This window comes from Streptomyces sp. NBC_00236, assembly GCF_036195045.1.
Classification (GTDB): Bacteria; Actinomycetota; Actinomycetes; order Streptomycetales; family Streptomycetaceae; genus Streptomyces.
Genome location: NZ_CP108100.1, coordinates 8,182,158 through 8,201,697 on the forward strand (window position 1 = coordinate 8,182,158; position 19,540 = coordinate 8,201,697).

At 70.5% G+C, this 19,540-nt stretch carries 17 protein-coding genes; 8 read left to right on the forward strand and 9 right to left on the reverse strand.

The window, feature by feature from the left end:
- Nucleotides 1-15: 15 nt before the first annotated feature.
- Genes OG446_RS36470 through OG446_RS36480 form a run of 3 tightly spaced genes read right to left on the reverse strand, consistent with a single transcriptional unit; the run spans nucleotide 16 to nucleotide 3,723 of the window.
- Nucleotides 16-1,032, reverse strand: coding sequence for a LacI family DNA-binding transcriptional regulator (locus tag OG446_RS36470; protein ID WP_328898061.1), 1,017 nt, complete (start codon nucleotides 1,030-1,032; stop codon nucleotides 16-18).
- Between the two features lie 55 nt (nucleotides 1,033-1,087).
- Nucleotides 1,088-2,014: an ROK family protein gene (locus tag OG446_RS36475; RefSeq protein ID WP_328898062.1), complete on the reverse strand. Its 927-nt coding sequence runs from the start codon at nucleotides 2,012-2,014 to the stop codon at nucleotides 1,088-1,090.
- Nucleotides 2,011-3,723, reverse strand: a complete 1,713-nt coding sequence (locus tag OG446_RS36480) for a class I mannose-6-phosphate isomerase (protein WP_328898063.1) — start codon at nucleotides 3,721-3,723, stop codon at nucleotides 2,011-2,013. Before OG446_RS36480 ends, OG446_RS36475 begins: the two co-directional genes overlap by 4 nt.
- A gap of 270 nt (nucleotides 3,724-3,993) precedes the next feature.
- Between OG446_RS36480 and OG446_RS36485 the strand changes: the two genes are divergently transcribed.
- The 6 genes from OG446_RS36485 (at nucleotide 3,994) to OG446_RS36510 (ending at nucleotide 12,655) form a co-directional block, all read left to right on the forward strand.
- Nucleotides 3,994-5,310, forward strand: coding sequence for an ABC transporter substrate-binding protein (locus tag OG446_RS36485; RefSeq protein ID WP_328898064.1), 1,317 nt, complete (start codon nucleotides 3,994-3,996; stop codon nucleotides 5,308-5,310).
- A complete protein-coding gene (locus tag OG446_RS36490) occupies nucleotides 5,304-6,248 on the forward strand; it encodes a carbohydrate ABC transporter permease (RefSeq protein WP_389259480.1) in 945 nt (314 codons plus the stop codon). The genes OG446_RS36485 and OG446_RS36490 overlap by 7 nt, the downstream gene beginning before the upstream one ends.
- Before the next feature lie 2 nt (nucleotides 6,249-6,250).
- The gene (locus OG446_RS36495; protein ID WP_328898066.1) at nucleotides 6,251-7,081 is read left to right on the forward strand and encodes a carbohydrate ABC transporter permease; all 831 of its coding nucleotides are present in this window, start codon (nucleotides 6,251-6,253) and stop codon (nucleotides 7,079-7,081) included.
- Between the two features lie 96 nt (nucleotides 7,082-7,177).
- A complete protein-coding gene (locus tag OG446_RS36500; protein ID WP_328898067.1) occupies nucleotides 7,178-8,353 on the forward strand; it encodes a glycoside hydrolase family 76 protein in 1,176 nt (391 codons plus the stop codon).
- Between the two features lie 82 nt (nucleotides 8,354-8,435).
- Nucleotides 8,436-11,522, forward strand: coding sequence for an alpha-mannosidase (locus tag OG446_RS36505; protein ID WP_328898068.1), 3,087 nt, complete (start codon nucleotides 8,436-8,438; stop codon nucleotides 11,520-11,522).
- Between the two features lie 797 nt (nucleotides 11,523-12,319).
- Entirely contained in the window at nucleotides 12,320-12,655 is a 336-nt protein-coding gene (locus OG446_RS36510; protein WP_328898069.1) for a MerR family transcriptional regulator, read from the forward strand.
- A 196-nt stretch (nucleotides 12,656-12,851) separates the two neighbouring features.
- Here the strand turns inward: OG446_RS36510 and OG446_RS36515 are convergent, their stop codons facing one another.
- From OG446_RS36515 to OG446_RS36525, 3 genes are all read right to left on the reverse strand, one after another.
- Complete coding sequence (locus OG446_RS36515) at nucleotides 12,852-13,286, reverse strand: DUF2267 domain-containing protein (protein ID WP_443050253.1); 435 nt, start codon at nucleotides 13,284-13,286, stop codon at nucleotides 12,852-12,854.
- 115 nt (nucleotides 13,287-13,401) lie between these two features.
- A complete protein-coding gene (locus OG446_RS36520) occupies nucleotides 13,402-13,791 on the reverse strand; it encodes a DUF2267 domain-containing protein (RefSeq protein WP_443050254.1) in 390 nt (129 codons plus the stop codon).
- Nucleotides 13,792-13,886: 95 nt separating this feature from the next.
- Nucleotides 13,887-14,321, reverse strand: coding sequence for an Hsp20/alpha crystallin family protein (locus tag OG446_RS36525; RefSeq protein WP_328898072.1), 435 nt, complete (start codon nucleotides 14,319-14,321; stop codon nucleotides 13,887-13,889).
- 126 nt (nucleotides 14,322-14,447) lie between these two features.
- On the opposite strand from OG446_RS36525, the gene OG446_RS36530 reads away from it, so the two are divergent.
- The gene (locus tag OG446_RS36530; RefSeq protein ID WP_328898073.1) at nucleotides 14,448-15,098 is read left to right on the forward strand and encodes a type III effector protein; all 651 of its coding nucleotides are present in this window, start codon (nucleotides 14,448-14,450) and stop codon (nucleotides 15,096-15,098) included.
- Between the two features lie 115 nt (nucleotides 15,099-15,213).
- Here the strand turns inward: OG446_RS36530 and OG446_RS36535 are convergent, their stop codons facing one another.
- The 3 genes from OG446_RS36535 to OG446_RS36545 form a co-directional block, all read right to left on the reverse strand.
- Nucleotides 15,214-16,500, reverse strand: a complete 1,287-nt coding sequence (locus OG446_RS36535) for a PP2C family protein-serine/threonine phosphatase (RefSeq protein WP_328898074.1) — start codon at nucleotides 16,498-16,500, stop codon at nucleotides 15,214-15,216.
- A gap of 205 nt (nucleotides 16,501-16,705) precedes the next feature.
- Nucleotides 16,706-17,578 (reverse strand): oxygenase MpaB family protein, encoded by an 873-nt coding sequence (locus OG446_RS36540; protein ID WP_328898075.1) that lies wholly within the window; start codon nucleotides 17,576-17,578, stop codon nucleotides 16,706-16,708.
- Nucleotides 17,579-17,935: 357 nt separating this feature from the next.
- Nucleotides 17,936-18,196 (reverse strand): hypothetical protein, encoded by a 261-nt coding sequence (locus OG446_RS36545; protein ID WP_328898076.1) that lies wholly within the window; start codon nucleotides 18,194-18,196, stop codon nucleotides 17,936-17,938.
- A gap of 1,038 nt (nucleotides 18,197-19,234) precedes the next feature.
- Here OG446_RS36545 and OG446_RS36550 point away from each other — a divergent pair.
- A complete protein-coding gene (locus OG446_RS36550) occupies nucleotides 19,235-19,453 on the forward strand; it encodes an MbtH family protein (protein ID WP_328898077.1) in 219 nt (72 codons plus the stop codon).
- Nucleotides 19,454-19,540: the final 87 nt, after the last annotated feature.

Consider the following 19,540-nt stretch of genomic DNA (forward strand, 5'->3'; position numbering starts at 1 on the left):
CGGCAGGGGGCTGGGTCAGCGCGTCCCGTAGCGGATGACGTGGGTGGGGACGACGGTTCTGCGGGCCGGGATCGGCCCGGTGGACGAGCCGTTGATCCGGTCGATGAGCATCTGGCCCGCCCGCCGGCCGATCTCGTCGGCGTCGTACGACACGATGGTCAGCGGCAGGCCGAGGACGTCGGCGAGGTCGAAGTCGTCGAAGCCGGCCAGGGCGACCGGTCTGTCGAGTGCCCGCACGGCGCGGATGGCTCCCTGCGTCAGGCGGTTGTTGGTACAGAAGAGAGCCGTCGGCGCGTCGGGTGCGTCGAGGAGCGCACGTGCGGCGGCCTCGGCGGTGGGTACATCGGTGAGCCCGCGTCGTACCCGGCTCTCATCGGGCTCGATCCCGGCGCTCTCGTGGGCGGCCCAGTAGCCGCGGAACCGCTCCGCGCCGGTGTACAGGGCGGGCGGGTTGCCCAGGAAGCCGATCCGGCGGTGACCGTCCGCGATGAGCTGTGCGGTGGCCTGCTCGGCGCCGCCGAAGTCGTCGACCAGGACGCAGTCGGCGTCCATCCCGGCAGGCGGCCGGGATGCCAGGACGATCGGCATGCCGCGCAGCGCGGCGGGCGCCAGGTGACGGTGGCTGCTGCCGGCCGGGACGACGATCATGCCGTCGACCTGACGGGACGCCAGGTCCTCGACGAGCCCGCGCTCCTTGTCGACCTGCTCCGCGGTGTTGCTGAGCAGCACCCGGAGACCGTGCTCGGACGCCACCTCCTGCACACCGAGAGCCAGACGCGAGTAGAACGGGTTGGCGAGGTTGGTGACGATCAGTCCGATCATCCCGCTGCCGCCCAGACGCAGGCTGCGCGCCGTCTCGTTGCGCCGGTAGCCGAGCTCCTCGACGGCGGCAAGGACGCGTTCCCGTGCCGTCTCGCTGACCCGGGTGTCGTCCTTGAGGACGCGGGAGACCGTCATGGCACTGACGCCGGCGCTGGCGGCCACGTCGCGCATCGTCGGGGCTCCGCCGTCGCCCGATCGGTGCTGTGCCATGAGCGGTTCTCCTGCGGGGTCGTCGGGTGGCCGGTGGGTCGCGAACGCCGTCATTCTAGGTCCGTACCGGGGGAGTTCCGGCAGACCTGTGCAGAGCCCAGTGGGCTGCACCGAGCAGAGGCGCGTCGGCAGGGCGCCGGGCCGTGACGGTCAGGGGTGCGGTCCCGGGCGCCCACTGCTCGAAGCCTGCCCGGACGGCCGGCCCCACCAGGTCCCAGGAGCCGGCCATCGACCCTCCGACGACCAGGAGGTCCGGCCGGAACCGCTCGCACCAGGGCGCGAGCGCCCGGCCGAGCGCACCGAAGCAGTGCCGGACCGTACGCAGGGCGTGGGCGTCACCGGCGCGGGCCGAGTCGGTGATGTCGTGCACGTCCGGGAGGCGGTGGGCCCCCGGCACCGCGGCGGCCCGGGCGTAGAAGCTGCGGATCGCGCGCCTGGAGACCACCTCCTCCAGCGGGAGCCCGTCGACGGTGAGCCGGTGCGCCCTGCCGCCGGGCGGCACGTCGGGGCCCTCATGGACCGGGTGCCCCTCGTCCAGGAAGGAGGAGCCGACGCCGGTGCCGAGCGTGATGCACACGGCCCGGCGCCGGCCGGCGGCCGCGCCCGCCCGGTACTCCCCGATGGCGAAGGCGTCGGCGTCGTTGACGAAACTGATGCCGCTCGGGTCCCCCGGGAGCCGGCCGAGCAGCTCCGCGCCCACGTCCACACCGTGCAGCGACTCGAACTTGCCGATGCCCCGGAAGCGCCCGACGCCCGCGGCGTAGTCGAAGGGCCCCGGTATCGCCACGCCCCAGTGCGCGGCCGCAGGGGCCTCCACGCGGTCGGCGACGGCGGCGATCGCGTCGAGGAGCTCACGGGCCGGGGCGTCGGCGGGAACCGGCTGCCGTACGGCCGAGAAGGGGACGGGCAGTCCGGCCTCGGTGTCGATGACGGCGGCCGTCACGTGCGTGCCGCCGATCTCCAGCACGGGAACGTGGCTCATACCTGCGTCACCAGGGACTTCACCACGTGCACCGGCCGGCTGCCGACGGGGTGCAGCCGGTACGGGCCGACGGACGCGGGGACGGTGAGGGTCTCGGCGAAGGCGAGGTCGTGACGGTGACCGCCGGCGGTCTCCACGACGACGCCGTCACCGGCCGAGACGTTGAGGATGTGGAAGCGGCCCGCGGTGTCGTCCTCGGCGGCCTCCGGGCCCTCGATCACGAAACGGTGCACCGCGTAGAACATGCCGGGCAGCGCACCGACGATCTCCTCGCGCCAGCCCTGGCCCTCGCGCAGGGTCCGCGGCTGCTGGACGAGGTCCTTCAGGACGTCGTCGCCGCGCCGCGAGGTGTCGAGGTTGGCGAAGCCGTGCGCGTACGAGAGGGGCCGGGGCGCACCGGAAGTGCCCTTGCGCAGCCAGTCGTAGAAGCGCAGGGAGTAGAGGTAGGGCGTGGCGCTGATCTCCAGGACCAGGTTGCCCTCGCCGGACGAGTGCGGGGTGCCGGCCGGGATCATGAAGAGCTGCCCGGCGTCCGCCGGGTGCCTCATGACGTGGTCCTCGACGCGCAGCGGGAGCCCGTCCGCGGCGGCTGCCTCGACCTCCTTGCGCATGACGTCCACGTCCGTACTCTCCCGCAGGCCGAGATAGACCTGCGCACCGGGTTCGCTCGCGGTCACGTAGTACGTCTCGTGCTGGGTGTACGGCCAGCCGAACGTTTCCCGCATGTACTGCTCCTGCGGATGCAGGTGCAGGGACAGGTTGCCGCCGCCGACCGTGTCGAGGTAGTCGAACCGGATGGGGAACGACGTGCCGTAGCGCCGGTGGACGTCCGGGCCGAGGAACTCCTCGGGATGCAGTTCGCACAGCAGCTGGAAGGGGATCTCCACCTGGGCAGCCTCGTCCTGGCCGACCAGGATCCCGGCTTCCGGGGCGATGAGTTCGTAGCCGAGCGCGGTGTTGCCGCCCCGTGGTTCGAAGCCGAGCTCCCGCGCAGCCCACTGCCCGCCCCAGGGGGTGGAGTTGAAGAAGGGGCGGGTGCGGACGGGGCCGGTCGCCAGCGCGGCGAGGGTGGCCCGCACGGCGGCGCCGTCCAGCGAGGCGGGGCCCTGCTCGCCCTGGAGATCGACCCATCGGTCGACCCGGTGGGCGAAGGCGTCGCGGTGGCGGTCGCCGACGGGCCAGTCGGTGTAGAAGAGGCTGCGCAGTTCACCGGGGGTGCCGGGGCGGCCGAGGTTGGCACCGAGCGGCAGTTCTCCCCGGGTGACCGCCTCCTCGGCGTACCGCTTGGGGAGGTCGGCCCACCAGAGCAGGTCGGGCTCGGCGAGGGCGGCTCCCGGACCGAAGACGAGGAGGACGCCGGAGTGCGGGCGCTGCTGGACGGGGGGCGTCTCGAAGAGGTCGCTCATGGAGAACTCGGCGAGTGGCAGGAAGAACGGGTCCGCGTCCGCGGCGGGAACACAGAGCCGTTCGACGGCCGCCGTGGACCAGAGGCCCCGCACGTCGCACAGGGTTACCTCGGCACCCCGGGCGCGCAGAGCGGCGGCGAGGGAGCCGGCGGCCTTCTCCCAGTCCAGTGCGGCCGGTCCGTCGAGGGCGAGGACGGTGGGGGCCGTCGGCAGGTCGGCCGCGGCGGCTGCCCAGCCGGTGACGACGGTGCCGCCGGTGGCGGCGTAGCGCGGGTTGCGTTCGTAGGGACGGGGCTGGTGCACAGATGCTCCTGAGGACGAGGACCGGCAAGCACGTGAATGGTATCGATAACATGGGAGGGGGACAAGGTGTGCTCGGCGATGGCTCGCGAATTGCCACGCTGAAGTGCGGATCTGTCGGATTCGAAGGGGAACCCTTGTTTCGATCGCATGGTGTCGTTAACATCCTGGCAACCCGGAGCGCGGAGACGAACGACGTACGCGTATCCGGTGGATCTCCACACCGCACCCCAGAGCCACGGATCCCGCCGGGATCCAGAGGGAAGTGAATCCATGAGATCAACCGGCGAGACGACAGAGCAGTCGTCTCACCCGCTCCGCCGGCGCACCGTGCTGGCGGGCCTCGGGGCCGGCGCGGCTGCCGTGCTGGCCGGAGGCTGCGCACGGGGCGACAGCACGGCCTCGATTCCGGGTACGACGTCACTGGCCAACGACAACGCGACCTGGGACGCGGGATACGTCGCAGCCGGGCGCGAGCTCAAGAAGCTCACCGGGAACGCGCTGCGTCCGCTGTCCAATCCGAACCCGACCGCCTACACCCAGGTCACGCAGATCTCCCTGCAGACGACCAAGGCGACGGACCTGATCAAGTGGCAGTCGGGCTACAACCTCAAGCAGCTCGCGCGCACCGGCAGCCTCAGCGACCTGACGGGATTGTGGGACGCGTACGAGCGCAAGGGCTGGGTGACCCCGTCCCTGCGCGACGCCATGTCCTACCGGGGCTCCGTGTACGGGGTGCCCCTCTACCAGTCGTACTACGTGCTGTTCTACAACACGCAGTTGTTCGACAAGCACGGACTGCGGGCCCCGGATACATGGGAGGAGCTGCTGCACAACGCGGAGGTGCTCAAGAAGTCCGGCGTCACCCCCTTCGTCGCCACGCAGAGCGGCAACTGGCCCGCGTACGAGTGGTTCGAGGAGCTCATCAGCAAGGTCGATCCGGTCTTCTACGCCGACCTGATCGCGGGCCGGGCCCGGTACACCGATCCGCAGGCACACAAGGCCATGCAGATCTGGCAGGACTTCATGAAGAAGGGCTGGATGACCCCGGCCGACTTCGACCAGAACAACGGCCCCGCCGCGCTGAAGACCGGCAAGGTCGGCATGTTCCTGCACGGTTCCTGGCAGTCGCAAGGACTGGCGGCGGCGGGGATGAAGCCGGGAGAGGGCTTCGACGCCTTCGTCCTGCCTCCGGTCGACTCCTCCACGAAGCGATCCGTGATCACCGAGGCGGGCGTCCTCGCCGTACCCGAGAGGGCCGTGTCGCACGACGCCGCCATGGCCAACGCCGGCAACTGGCTGCACCCCTCGGTCCAGCGTGTGTGGACCGACTTCCTCCAGGACGGCTCGGCCAACCCCAGGGCCGTCACCTCCAATCCGGTACTCGCCCGCCTCAGGAAGAGGGCGCTGCGCGAGCACTGGACCGAGCTGCCCCGCTACGGACAGTCCGGGCCGCCCAATCTCATGCAGGGGAACACCGACGACCTGGGCGCCTTCATGACGCAGGCCATGTCGGCGGAGGCGACGCTGCGCAGCATGGCGGGCCGTGCCTCCAAGGAATGGGCCGCCTGGAACAAGGACGAATCATGACATCGGCAGTCGACAGGCGTCCCGCACAGGCCCCTTCACCCGTGACGCCGCCCACAGCCCCCGTCCGCACACCCTCGCGCAGGCTGAAGGACAGGCTGGCCGGAGCCGGCTTCCTGGCGCCCGCCGTCCTGCTCGTCGCAGCGCTGCTCCTCACACCGTTCGCGGTGACGTCGTACCGGAGCCTCTTCAGCGACGGCCGGGTCTCCGGCTTCACCTGGTTCACCAACTACGGGCTGTTCCTCAGTGATCCGGTCCTCGCGAAGTCCATGGGGAACACGCTGATGTGGGTGGTCGGCACGGTCGCCCTCCCGCTGGTCCTGGGCCTGGGCATCGCGGTCATGACCAACCAGTCCGGGTGGTCCCGGGTGGCGCGGCTGCTCGTGGTCCTGCCGTACGCGATCTCCGGATCCGCCGTGGCCGTCGTGTGGAACTTCATCCTGACCACGGACGGTGCGGCCAACCAGGCCCTCCGGGCGCTCGGCCTCGGCTCGTTCGCCCAGGGCTGGCTGCTCGAATGGCCGGGCAACACCCTCGTCATGATCGTCGCCAACACCTGGCAGTCCACCGGTGTGGCCGTGATCCTCTTCCTGGTCGGCCTGCAGACCATCCCTCCGGAGACGCTGGAGGCGGCCTCCCTCGACGGCGCCGACGGCCTGCGGAAGTTCTGGTACGTCGTCATGCCCCAGCTGCGGACCGTGTCCGTGATCGTCGTCGGCAGCAGTCTGGTCAACGGCCTGAAGTCGTTCGACCTCATCTGGGTGCTGACCCAGGGCGGCCCCGGCCGCAGCTCCGAGACCCTCGCCGTCTCGATGTACCAGGAGACGTTCCTCGCGCTGCGTCCCGGTGCCGGGGCAGCGGTCGCCGTCGTCCTCACCGTCATCGTGCTGCTGGCCTCCTGGCTGTACCTGCGGCGCCAGCTGACCCCGAAAGGCGCATGAGCATGACCACTCGCCGCATCTCCGCCGGATCGGCCGTCCGCAACACGGTCCTGGTCCTCGTCTCACTCCTGTGGGCCGTGCCCACCTGGCTGCTGGTGGTGAACGCCCTGGTGCCGGCCGCCGAGTACGGCGGCAGTCCGCACTGGCTGCCGCACGGGGGCTTCGGTCTGTTCGACAACATGTCACAGGCGTGGACCCGGGCCCGGCTGGGCCCCGCGATGGGCAACAGCCTGCTGTACGCGGTGACCAGCTCGGCCGCGGCCATCGTGGTCGCCACGACCGCGGCGTTCGCCACCGTGATCATGCCCGTGAAGCACAAGACCCTGTGGTTCTGGCTGATCTACTCGGGCACGCTGCTGCCCCTCCAGGTCTTTCTGCGGCCGCTGTTCCTCGCCTACGCGAGCACCGGCCTCTACGACGCGCAGATCGGCCTGTTCCTGGTCTATGTCGCGGTCGCGATCCCGTTCGCCTACTTCATCATGCGCAACTTCGCCCAGACGCTGCCCGGTGAGGTGATCGAGGCGGCGAGGCTGGACGGGGCGTCCTGGTGGCGCGTCTTCTGGCAGATCCACGTGCCGCTGTCCAGGTCCGCGATGGTCGCCGCGTTCGTCTTCCAGTTCGTCGCCGTCTGGAACGACCTGCTCTTCGGGATCACCCTGTCCACCAGCCGCAACATCCGCCCGGTGATGGCCGCGCTCGCAGAGCTCCAGGGCAACTACTCCAACGTGGGGCCGCCGGTCGTGCTGGGCGGAGCGCTGCTCGTCTCACTGCCGACCGTCGTCCTGTTCTTCTCCGCGCAGCGCTTCTTCGTCAGCAGTCTCAAGCTCGGCTGATCCCGGCCGATGCCGTACGCACCGGTCCCGCACCCACGCCTCGCACCGGTCCCCGCACCGACGCCCCGAGCCGAACCCCGAAAGGCAGGCACCCCGGTGAAGATCCACGCCCGCACCGCCCTCGCGCTGGCCGCCGCCCCGCTGCTGTGCACCGCCCTGACTCCCACGCCCGCTGCTGCCGCACAGCCGGCAGCGGACCCGTGGAAGAACCGCGCGGTCCGCACGTACGACGCACTCCAGCAGCACCTGTACCAGGGGGCGGACAACCACGGTCTGTACCAGGAGAAGACCCCGCGCCAGAGCACCGACAACGCCCACTCCTATCTCTGGCCCCTGCGCGAGGCGGCGGCAGCGACGGTCGACATGGCCGGCCTCCCCGGCACGGGTGCCAGCTACACGGCGGACGCGGCCGAACGCTTCGCCACCCTGGAGCTCTACTTCGAACCCCGCGACGGCCGCCCCGGCTACGACTCGTACCTGCCCGCACCGCTCGGCCAGGGCGGCGACGTCTTCTACGACGACAACTCCGTGGTGGGCCTCTCGCTGCTGGACCAGTACCGCTCGACCGGGAACACCACCTACCTCCACCGGGCGGAGCTGACCTTCGACATCGTCAGCCGCGGCTGGGACGACGACCCGGCCAAGGAGTGCCCCGGCGGAATGGACTGGGTGGACTCCCCGGCCAACACCATGCGCGCCGCCAACGTGACGGGACTCGCCGCGGAGCTCGCCGCCCGACTCCACCAGGAGACGCACAGGAGCCGCTACCTGACGAGCGCCCAGAAGTGGTACGAGTGGAACTGGTCCTGTCTGCGCGAGTCGCCGGGCCTCTACCGCAACAGCCGGGGCGACGACGGAACCGTCGACCCCACCCTGTGGACCTACAACTCCGGGGCCATGATCGGGACCGCGACGACGCTCTACCAGGTGACCGGGGACCGCTCCTACCTCAAGCGCGCCGTGGAGGACGCGGACGGCTCGCTCGCGTACTGGAAGCAGGGCGAGCGCCTGCACGATCAGCCCGCGATCTTCAACGCGATCTACTTCGACAACCTCCGGATCCTGGCCGGGGTGCACCCGGGCCAGGCCTACCGGCAGGTGGAGAAGGCGTACGCGGAGCGCACCTGGAAGGAGAACCGGGACCCGTCCAACGGTCTCTTCCGCTTCCAGCCCTCGGGCGGCGGCGACTACGACGAGACCGCCCCCGCGGAGACCCTCGAACAGTCCGCGATGGTCCAGATCTTCGCGGGCATGGCCGCCGACGGCGCCTGACCCCCGGAAGCCCCAGCTCCCACCACTGCCCCCCCCGCACGCACCGAACCGGCACACCACGCCAGAGCGGAGAACCCTCTCCATGCCCCGCCCCGACCTGTCCCGCCCTTCCTGGTGGGACTCCGACATCGCCCGCGACATCCTGCGCGACCGTGGCGTGAGCGCCACCGGCGTCCTCGGCGGACACGACGTCCGGCTCTCCTGCGAGCCACTGCTGCGTCATGACGGCGACGGCGGACTCCTGCAGTCCGTACGGGTGGGGGCCGGCCGTCCCCTCACACAGGCCCGCGTCACCACTCTGTCCGGCAGCGCCCTGCGCTGCGAGCTGATCCCCGGTCCCGAGGGCGACACCCGCCTGCTGGTCCCCGAGGCCGACTCGCCCCTCCCGGTCCTGGTGGAACTGCCCGAGCTGGCGCCGGGTGAGCACATCGAGGTGCTGCTGACCCCCCAGCGGCACTGGACACTGCACCTGGTGCAGCACGCCCACCTCGACATCGGCTACACGGACCCGCAGGGAACGGTGCTCGCGGAAGGCCGCAAGTACCTCGACTCCCTTCTCGAACTGTGCCGCGCCACGGACGACCGGCCCGACGCGTCGAAGTTCCGATGGGCGGTCGAGGGCTTCTTCAGCTTCGAGAACTGGTCGGCGAACCGCCCGCCGGAACAGGTCGCGCGGTTCCTGGAACGCGTGCGCGAGGGCCGCATCGAACTCACCGCGATGCCGTTCAACCTGCACACGGAGACCTGCTCCACCGACGAACTGCACGAACTGCTGCGCCCTGTACGGGAGCTGCGCGAACGTCACGGGATCGACGTCACCACGGCCATGCAGACGGACGTCCCCGGGCAGGTCGTCGGGCTGCCCGACGTACTCGCGGACAGCGGCATCCGCTATCTCTCGGTCGCCCACAACTGGGCCGGCCGTGCGGTGCCGCACCACACCGGCGGCGGCGAACTGCCCCGGCTCTTCAGGTGGCAGGCCCCGAGCGGCCGCAGCGTGCTGGTGTGGCGCACGGACACCCCGCACGGGCTGGCGTACATGGAGGGTTCCATCCTGGGCTTCGACGAGTCCTTCGAACGGGTCGACGACCTCCTGCCCCACTACCTGTCGGCGCTGGCCACTCATCAGTACCCCCACGAGGGGCGCGGCATCCCGGGGTTCCCGGTCCTGGACGAGGAGTTCAAGGGCGATCCGTACCCCTGGGACATCCTGCACCTGCGGGTCCTGGGCAAGTTCGCGGACAACGGCCCGCCGCGCCGGGTCATCGCGGACACCGTGCGCCGCTGGAACGAGGAGTGGGCCTTCCCCGCCCTGCGCACCTCTCGCAACGAGGACTTCTTCACCGACGCGGAAGCCCGCTACGGGGACCGGCTGGAGACGTTCGAGGGCGACTGGAGCGACTGGTGGGTGGACGGCGTCGGCGCCGGTGCCGTCCCGCTCGCGGCCACCCGTGACGGGCAGGCGGCGCTGGCCGACGCCCAGACCGTGGCCGGGCACGCGGAGATCCTCGGCGCGGCGGGCGCCGGGATCACCGCGTCGGCTCCCGAGGTCTACCGGGCCGCCTCCCTGTTCAACGAGCACACCTGGGGTGGCGGTGACCCCTGGACGCACGGCGACCACGGCCATGCGTCCGGCGAACGGCAGTGGCACTGGAAGTACGCGCAGGCGCTGCGTGCCCACGACGACGCGAAGACGCTCCTCGACGGCGCCGGCGCGGCACTCGGCGGCCGCCTCGCACCGCGCGCGGGCACCCTGGCGGGCTACTACGTCACCAACACGTGCAGCTGGCACCGTTCGGAGACGGTCCGGCTGTTCCTTCCGGAGAGCACGGTCCCGCTGGAGGATCCGGTCCGTGTGCTCGACGCACGCGACGGCTCAACGCTCCAGCACACGGAGGAGGCCCAGACGAACGAGCTGCACCGTGCCGCCGGACGCTTCCTTCTCTTCCGGCTGGTGGACGTGCCCGCACACGGGGCGGTCCGCGTGGACGTCGTCGCGGGGGAGGGGTCGACGGCGGCCGCGCACGACGACCCGGGGTCCACCGTCCTGGAGAACGAGTTCCTGCGCGTGCGCGTCGATCTGCGGCATGCGTGGATCAGCTCCGTCACCGACAAGCGGACCGGCCGGGAACTGGTGCGGCAGGACGCGACGCTCGGCCTCAACGGATACGTGTACGACGAGTACGCCACGGCCGGCGGCTTCAACCACCAGTCCAGCAAGACCACGGCGAACGAGTCGATGCACCTCCTCGCCTCCCGCACGGCAGCCCCGCCGGCCGCGCTGGTGGACCGCTTCCGTGACGCCACCGGTGAGACGCTGGTCTACGAATGCGCGCCGGCCGGAACGGAGCTGCTGCGGGTTCGCGTACACCTCCCGCACGGGCAGGCCCGCATCGATCTGGAGAACCGGATCGTGAAGCGCGCGACGCTGACCAAGGAGAGCGCCTTCTTCGCCTTCCCCTTCGCCATGTCACAGCCGGTCGTCCGCATGGAGGCCACCGGCGGCATGACGGGCACCGGACTTCCGACGGTGCCGGGATCGGCTCAGCACATGCGTGCGGTGCGGCGCTGGGTGAGTTTCGAGGAAGAAGCCGTGGTCGCCGCCGTGGCCACCCAGGACGCGCCGCTGGTGCAGGTGGGCGGGATCGCGATTCCGTACGCGCCCTATCCGCAGTCGCTGACCCAGGACGAGCCCGGCACCCTGTTCTCCTGGGTGCACAACAACATCTGGGACACCAACTTCCCCTCCGAGCAGGCCTTCGACCACGTGTTCCGTTACAGCGTGGCCGTGGGGGAGGCCCGGCACACCACCGGTCCCGAGCTGGGGATGCGCGCCGCCGCCGCCGGCAGCCGGCCCCTGATCGCGGTCCGGGCGCTGGGCGAGGAGAGCGAGGAGCCGGAGGCCTCCTACGGGCTGCTGACGCTGGACGATCCCCGCGTCCGGGTCGTGGGTCTCACCGTTCCGGCCCCCGGACAGGTGCTGGTCAGGCTCCAGTCCTACGCACGGGAACCCGTCGTCTGCCGGATCACCCCCGGCTTCCCCGTCACGGAGACCGTGGCTGCCGACTACCTTGGCGCGCCCGGGGAGCGCCTTGTGCCGGACGCCGTGGGCGCGGCGACCATCGACGTTCCGACGCTGGGCACCCGGGCGGTGCTGCTGCGCATCTGACCGTCCGTGCGGCCGGCGGGAACGGCGGGCTGCGTGCCGGCCGCACGGGGGGTCGCGTTCGAGGAGGATTACCTCGTGATCGAACATAGGAAAATCTATGTCGGCCGTAGTAGACATTGGGGCGCCTCGTGGCTAGGGTTTCTCTCGTAGCCAGAAAGACCGCGAAGCCTGGCAGAGACGAACTGCCGGGAAGCACGTGCGGTAAAGAGGGTTGCAGTCGCAGGACGGTTCGGTGGTGGAGTTCCGGAGCCAGGGTTGTTGCAGGACGGCGACGGGGCTGACGACCGGACCGGGTGGCCCGCAGTGATGAGGGGCCGCCCTGCAGCAGTGCTCGTGCGTGTGCAGTACCAGTACCCAGCAGCGAGGTGAGTGAGTGGCAACCCGGTGAAGGCGTCGGCTGCGGACGCGCGCACCGGGAGGCTCGTCAGTGGGGTTCCTAGCCGGAGCGGATACAGGATGGCGACGGGGCCGGCTGGCGGGAAGTGGCGCGGTTCAGGCCACGGAGCAGTACAGCGTCAAAGTAAGTGATCGATCCAAGAGGGAAGAACGGAGGGGCCAGACGCCATCAGGATCGCCCGGGCGGAATGACTGGGCCCGGGTACCGCAGGACATCGATAGTGAGGTGGTCTCCGGTCAAGCAACCGCGATCCCCGCGCCCTCGACGGCATGACATCGAGGCATGCGGAAACAGAAGGCCGGCACAGCTTTAACTGCCGGCAGATGGTGTAGCAGTTCCTTCGGGGCCCTGGTGCGATTCGGCACCAGGGCCCCTCCACGCGTTCCACAGAGAGGTGCAAATGACAGCAGATGACTCGTTCGGCCGTCTCGATGACGACGACTACCCCGCTTACACCATGGGCCGGGCCGCCGACATGCTCGGCACCACGCAGGGCTTTCTCCGCGCCATCGGCGAAGCCCGCCTGATCACCCCGCTCCGCTCCGCAGGTGGCCACCGCCGCTACTCCCGTTACCAGCTGCGTATCGCGGCGCGCGCCCGCGAACTCGTCGACCAGGGCACCCCCATCGACGCCGCCTGCCGCATCGTCATTCTCGAGGACCAGCTCGAAGAGGCCCAGCGCATCAACACCGAACACCGCAAAGGTGTCAGGTCGTCCGGTACGGCGGATGCCTGACCGGCGTGCGGCCGGCAGGCCCGCTCGCTCCGCCCTGCGTGCTTTCTGATCGCACGGGGAGAGACGCGTGTGACCGGCGGCCGACTGACGCCGCCGAGGGGCAGGGCTCCGGCACCATTGCCGCCGGAGCCCTTGAGCCGCTCGCGCTCCGCACTCGGCGGCCGCTGCCGGCCCCGGGTGTCTCCGCCTGGAATGGTCAGGCGGCCCGGGTGAGCTCGGCGCGGCCGAACAACAGGGCGTATCCGGGCGGGAGCTCGGCGAGGATGCGGTCCAGGAGGCCGGGGCCGGTGACATCCGCGACGACGGTGAGTACGGCTCCGGTGTCCCAGCGCGCGGTGGCGGGCGTGCCGCCCGTCCGTGCGGCCAGATCCTTGACGAAGCCCCAGCCTGTGAGGGGCTGGGGGTCGGGAATCTGGCTGGTGAAGTCAAGGGCGGCCTCCGGGGGGAGGCAAGCGGCCAGGTCGACACGCTCGTCGCCGGTGAGCTGACGGCCCAGGGCGGCCAGCACGGCACGCGTCACTTCCTCGGCCCGCTCCCGGGTGGGATACGCGCCTTCGTAGCGGATCGACTCCGTCATCCGGTGAAACGTCATGCCGGGTGGGACAGCGGTCGGTTCACGCAGTGTAAGCATCACAGAGTTGTCGCCTTTCTCCATCAAGGGCGTTCTCACCCCGCGGACAGGGCCGACCGGGACGGACATCGGCCGGCCCTTCGATACTGTGAGCGGGGCACGCCATGAGTGTGTGTCAGGTGTGCTCGGGGCAGCCGAAGAGCAGGTCGTACCCCGGGGGCAGCTGGAGCAGGATGCGGCGGGTCAGTTCCTCGCCCGCCGCATCGGCGGTCACGCTCAGCACCGCGCTGACGTCCCAGGCCGCGGTCCGTTCGGTGGCTCCTTCGATCCACGCCGCGGTCGCCCGCAGGAACCGCTCCGGAGACAGCGGCTCGGCGGCCTGCAGCGGGTTGAGCAGGATCAGGGCGAAGGTCTCGGGGAGCCGGGCGGCCAGCTCGGCCCGGACCTCACCTACCAGGTGCGCCCCCAGCAGGGCCACCACTGTACGCGCGGCCCGCTCGGCCTCCTGAGCCGTTCCGTACTCGCCGCGCTCCCGCACGTGATCGAGGAATGCTTGCCATCGCAAGGCCACCACTGCCCTTCTGGATGGTCGTGAGCAGGGGGCAGCGGACAAGCTGCCGCCCCACCCCGCGCCTTCGGCCGGATGAACGGCCCGGTTCGTCAGCCGCTGATCTGGCGGTGCTCGGAGTCCGAGCCGATCGTGATCTTGCGAGGCTTGGCGCGCTCGGCGATCGGGATCCGCAGGGTCAGTACCCCGGCTTCGTAGTCGGCGGCGATGCGCTCCGTGTCCAGGGTGTCGGCCAGCACCACCTGACGCGAAAAGACGCCGAAGGGACGCTCGGAGAGCTCCATCTGCACGTCGTCCGCCGTCGTGACCGGACGGCGTTCGGCCTTGACCGTGAGCATGTTGCGCTCCACGTCGATATCGAGCGCCTCTTTGTCGACCCCCGGCAGGTCGAAGGCGATCACGTACTCCTCACCCTCCCGGTAGGCGTCCATCGGCATGGCCGAGGGCCTCGTCCAGGTGCCGGTCGCTCCGGTCAACTGCTGAGCGAGCCGGTCGAGTTCGCGGAACGGGTCAGTGCGCATCAACATCGCGAAAACACCTCCACAGGTCTGGCAGTAACTGCCAATGCGCTTCGTCTGAATCCGTTGTAACATGTCATCCAAAAGATGACAAGTGAGGCGTCATCCAATGGGTGACGCCGAGAAGGGACCTTCATGACCGACTCTCCCCAGCCGCGTCACCCCACCCCGTTCGCAGCCGCCGCGGCCGCGCTGGACACCATCGACGAGGCCGTTCGTACCGCCCGGGCTGCCGGAACGGGGACACGCCCCCAGGCCGGCCCGGTCAGTGCCGAGCAGGCCTTGGCCGCGCTGCTCCTCCTGCGGGAACTGCGTGATCAGCTCGCGGAGTGGGAACCCGGTCTGATCGAGGCAGCCCGGGACGCAGGCTCGAGCTGGGCCGATCTGGCCCACCCCTTGGGCGTCGCCAGCCGCCAGGCCGCGGAGAAGCGCTACCTGCGCGTACGCCCGGGAGCCCCGGGAGCCACCGGCGAACAACGGGTACAGGCGACCCGCAGCCGCCGCGCCGCCGACCGTAACGTCACCGCCTGGGCCCGGACGAACGCCGCGGATCTGCGGCAGCTCGCCGGCCAGATCACCGCCCTCACCGATCTTCCCGCCCCGGCCGGCACCCCCCTGGCCCGCCTGGCCCAAGCCCTCGCCGACAACGACGCCGCCAACCTCATCGGCCCGCTTGCCGACACCCACGTCCACCTCAAGGCCGACCACCCCGACTTCGCCGCCCGCGTCGACACCATCACGAGCAGCGCCGACGAGCTCCGCCGGTCCCACGAGGACCCCGGCTGACCACCCTTCCCGCCGGCTCGCGCCGGCAGGCGGGATGCCCCTCCGCGCCTGCCGCCGCCCTTTCGATCACGGCGCCTCTGGGGAGAAAGGGGTCCGAGAAGTGTCGTCGGGCGGGCTATCGGAGCCATGCGGAGGTGATCGTGTCCTCGGCGATGGTCGAGGGCAGACCCGTAAGGGCCTTCAGCTGAGCGGGTTCGTACGGAGTCGGGCCGTGCCACTCCAGGAGCATCACGGTGGCGTCGTCGTCGAGGCGGCCGTGGTGGTAGTCCAAGTGGTGCCCGATCAGCCGCCGTAGCGTCTCCGGGACCGGAAGGCCGTCGGAGTGGTGGCGGATGAGGAAGTCGGTCAGTCCGTCCAGGCCGAACTCCTGCCCCTGCGCGTTGCGGGCTTCGGTGATGCCGTCGGTGTAGAACAGCAGACGGTCGCCGGGTTCGAGCTGATCGCGGCGCGGTGTGCCGTGCACGCCCAGTCCGGTTCCCAGAGGAGGCGCGGGCGGACAGGACAGATGTACGACGGTGCGGTTGCCGCGGATGACCACTGGAGGATGATGACCGAAGTTCGTCCAGGTCAGCATCCCTGTGCCCACATCCAGTTCGGCCATGATGCTCGTGGCGTAGCGGGCGCCCGCGAATTGCTCGGTCAGGGCCGCCCCCACACCTTCGGCCGTCTGCAGAAGGTCGGAACCTTGACAGCGCTGGACGCGCGCAGCGGCCAGAGCGAGATTGGCGGTCAGCCCGGCAGCGGTGTCATGCCCCATGGCGTCGAAGACGGAGAGGTGCATGGTGTCGCCCGCCAGGGCGTAGTCGAAGGCGTCTCCGCTGACCTCGTACGCCGGTTCCATGACCGCGCTGATCAGGAGACGATCGGTGGCGAACGTCCGCGGCGGCATCAGCCGCCATTCCATCTCCGCAGCCACTTTCATCTTCCTGCGACGCACCAGCCTGGAGTACAGATCACTTGTTCCGCGCTTGCTCTCCAGCAGCAAGGCGACAAGGCCCGCCAACCTGTCCAGAGCATCATCCGCTTCGACCTGTGCGCCCGGCGCGCCGACCCGGAGCACACCCAGTCGCTCCGTTCCGTCCAGCAGGGGGACCCACCACTGTCCCGACGTGGAAGCGGAAGCAGGCGAAATCCTTCCCAGCTGGAAGGCTCGCCCGGCCACCGTGCCTTCCACGGCCAGATCGGCCGGCATGTCCATTTCGTCGGGACCGGTGTCAAGGCTGCCGGCCAGCAGACACAACCGTTCCTGCCGCAGGTCCGCCACATAGATGAGCACATCGGGCCAGCCCGCTCGAGCGGCGTGCGACGCGACGGTGCCGGGCAGCTGCTCCAGCGTCATCAGATGACTCGCAGCGATCAGATCTCCCAGCACGCCCGCACGCGCCACGTCCGTGCCGCTCATTGACGACACCTTCCTCACGGCCCGGAGAGTTACGTCACGATCAACCATAGCCGGGGGCCGCGCAACCGGCCCGGAAGCGGCCCCGGACATGAGGAGCGGAGACGGGGACGGCATGACGCGCTGCCCATCGACCCGGCGGACCCGACAGGTTGGTGCCGGCCGACTGCGCCGCCGGCACCTCGGAGCCGTTGAGGGATGGGGGCGATCACACCGGCGGGCGCGGCGGGACCATGGCCCAGCGGATCGCGGCCGTCAGTGCCCGCCCGGTCGGAGTCACGCAGGCCTCGGCCATGCCGGGCAGCCGGGGGAGCTCCAATGAGGCACGGGCCCAGCGGGGGAGGGCGGCGACGGAGTTCGCGGCGAGGACCGCGTAGGGGAGGCGGACAGCCCAGGGCAGGGGAGGGTGCAGCAGAATGAAGCGTGCCGCCTCGCGGGCTTCCCGTGTCGGGCGGAGTTCTCGCCGGTAGGCCGCGAGGCCGGCGGCGAGTTCGCTGCGATCGCGCGGAGGATCAGCTACGCCGAGTGCTTCCGCCACCCGCGCGGTGTCGGCGATGTACGCGTCGTACCCGGCCCCGTCGAGCGGAGCTGCGCCGTATCGACGGTGGGCCAGCAGAAAGCTTTCGACCTCGGCCACGTGCACCCAGCCGAGGAGGTGCGGATCGGCGGCGCAGTAGGACTCTCCGCGTGAGGTCGTCCCGCGCACTCGGCTGTGCACGGCGCGTACACGGTCGACCGCCTGCTGTGCGTCTTCCGCCGTTCCGTACGTGGTGACGGCGAGGAAGGTGCTGGTGCGCTGGAGCCGCCCCCACGGGTCGCCGCGGTAGCCGGAATGAGCCTCCACGGCGGCCATGGCCAACGGGTGCAGGGACTGGAGAAGGAGCGCCCGCAGCCCTCCGATGAACATGGACGCATCGCCGTGGACCGTTCGAATCGGCCGCTCGGGACCGAACCAGCGCGGGCCGGGCGCGCCATGGATGCGAGCGCGGTTCACCGGCCCGGCGGGGCCGGCGACCTGGGCGAAGATTGCACTGCCCAGCCGCTCCCGCAGGCCGGGCGCGGAACGCGTGGACGGGTCCATAGGGCCAGTATGCGCTCGAGCCCGGGCGGGAAGGATGCTGCGCAGCCGCGGCGCGACGGAGTCCGCGCTCGTGCTCGACGCAACTGCGAACACGGCGCCGGGGACGTCCCCGCCCGGCACCCGGATCCGTGCGGAGGGCTCCGGCTCCTCCGGGCCATGCGCGACGACCCGCCCGTGCCGAACCGCTTCGACCGGGAGGACTTGGCCGGGTGAGGGCGCGTTCCCGTGACGCGTCACCGCCGGGGCGCCGACGGGATCGCGGCCGCGCGGGTCCGTTGTCGCGGCCGGGGCTCCGGGGTGGGCCGTTGTCTAGGACCGGACCCCTGTCGTGGACCCGAGTCCGGGGTGGGCCCGCCGTCAGCCCGTCGACTCGTCCGGGGTGGGGTGTTCCGGGTGGACGCCCGCATTGCGGGCGGCGTTGCGGCCGGAACCGGCCTCATCGGGATCGGGCCGATCGGCCGCCGAATCGGCTGCGCCGCGGTCGGCGCGCGGCGGGAGAACCACGTCGAGGTCGTCCTCGCCGTCCTGAACCTGCTGGTCGGGTGCGTCGGCGGGTATCGGAGGCGGGCTGCCCTTCTCGCCGGTGTAAGCCGTGCCCTCGGGCCTGCGGTCGGTCATGTCGCTGCTCCCATCAGTGCGCGCCCGCCCCGGTGCAGGAGCGGGCCGGTTGCCGCATCACCCGGGTACCCCCTGACCTCGATGCGACGCACGACCGCAGGCGGTGACAGGCGCTGGACCGGGCCGGCCGGACCGATCGTGCTCATGGGCTCGTCACCTGGCCCCGCACCGGCGCGGGACCAGTACGCGACGGTGGCACGCCCCGGCCCGTGTCTTTCGGCCGGACCCTTGGGGCGGCCGAGACCACACACTCGAAATCCGCCCCCGCCGCCACGCATGCCAACGGGTGGCCGCCACGCAAGCCGGCATGAAGCCCCGTCCACCGGGCGCTTTCGGCCGGCGCCGCACCACCCGGGCGGGCCGCCGGTGAGAGTGCGGGTTCGCGTCCCCCTGTCCTGAAGGACCAGGATTCGGCCCAGCCGGCCGACCGGTTCGGTGGGTTCGCGCCGGAGCGGGGCCACGGGCTGATCTTCCGCCGGGGTGTCACGCCCGGCGCATGCCTGGAGATGTCCGCCGTCAGTATCCGACTCTCCGCTCGACGCGGGGGCACGAGGCGGGGCGCGCGACCGGCGCACGGGGGCGCGGCGGATTCTGTTGATGTCAGAGAGTCTGCGGGCGCACGCCCGCGGCTATCCGGATTTGTTCGGGTCGTATTCATTGATACTCGCACAATAGGGGCATGGGGTGGCTGAATGTTTCCGCTGAGAGCGCGTTGGCATATGTCTCGGGCGACCCGCTTCGGGGTTGTCTCTTTGGGGAGCCGAAAGCAATAGGCTGGATTTGCGTCTTAGGCCGTTGAGGGTCATCTATGGTGATTGCGGTGGTCGGGTGAAGCCGGGGGGCAACCTCGGCAGGCCCGTCGACATGGCATCGCTATCTCCAGATCTCACGTATTTCCGCCATGTGTGGCTGACATCGCACCGCAAGGGGCGGCCGGCTCGATGGTGCGGGGGCAGGGAATTGATCTGTGCGTTGGCGTGCCTGGAATGCTCGGATGAACATGTCGTGGAAAGCGTGAGAACAGGTCAGGGGGCGGTTGTGAGCAATCCTTTTGATGACGAGTCGGGGCGGTTCGTGACGCTGGTGAATGGTGAGGGTCAGTACTCGCTGTGGCCGGTGCACATTGACATCCCGAGCGGCTGGAGTGTGGGTGGACCGGAGGGGTCGCGCCAGGAGTGTCTGGATGCGATCGAGGCCGCATGGACAGACATGCGGCCCACCAGTCTGGTGCGGGCGATGGAGTCCGGCGCCGGATAGGGCCTCCGGAACATCCAGGGTGTCGCTTGCCCCTGGGGCTGGGTCCTGCGGGTTCTGACTCCTCCGCCTGATCGCCTTTGTTCTCAT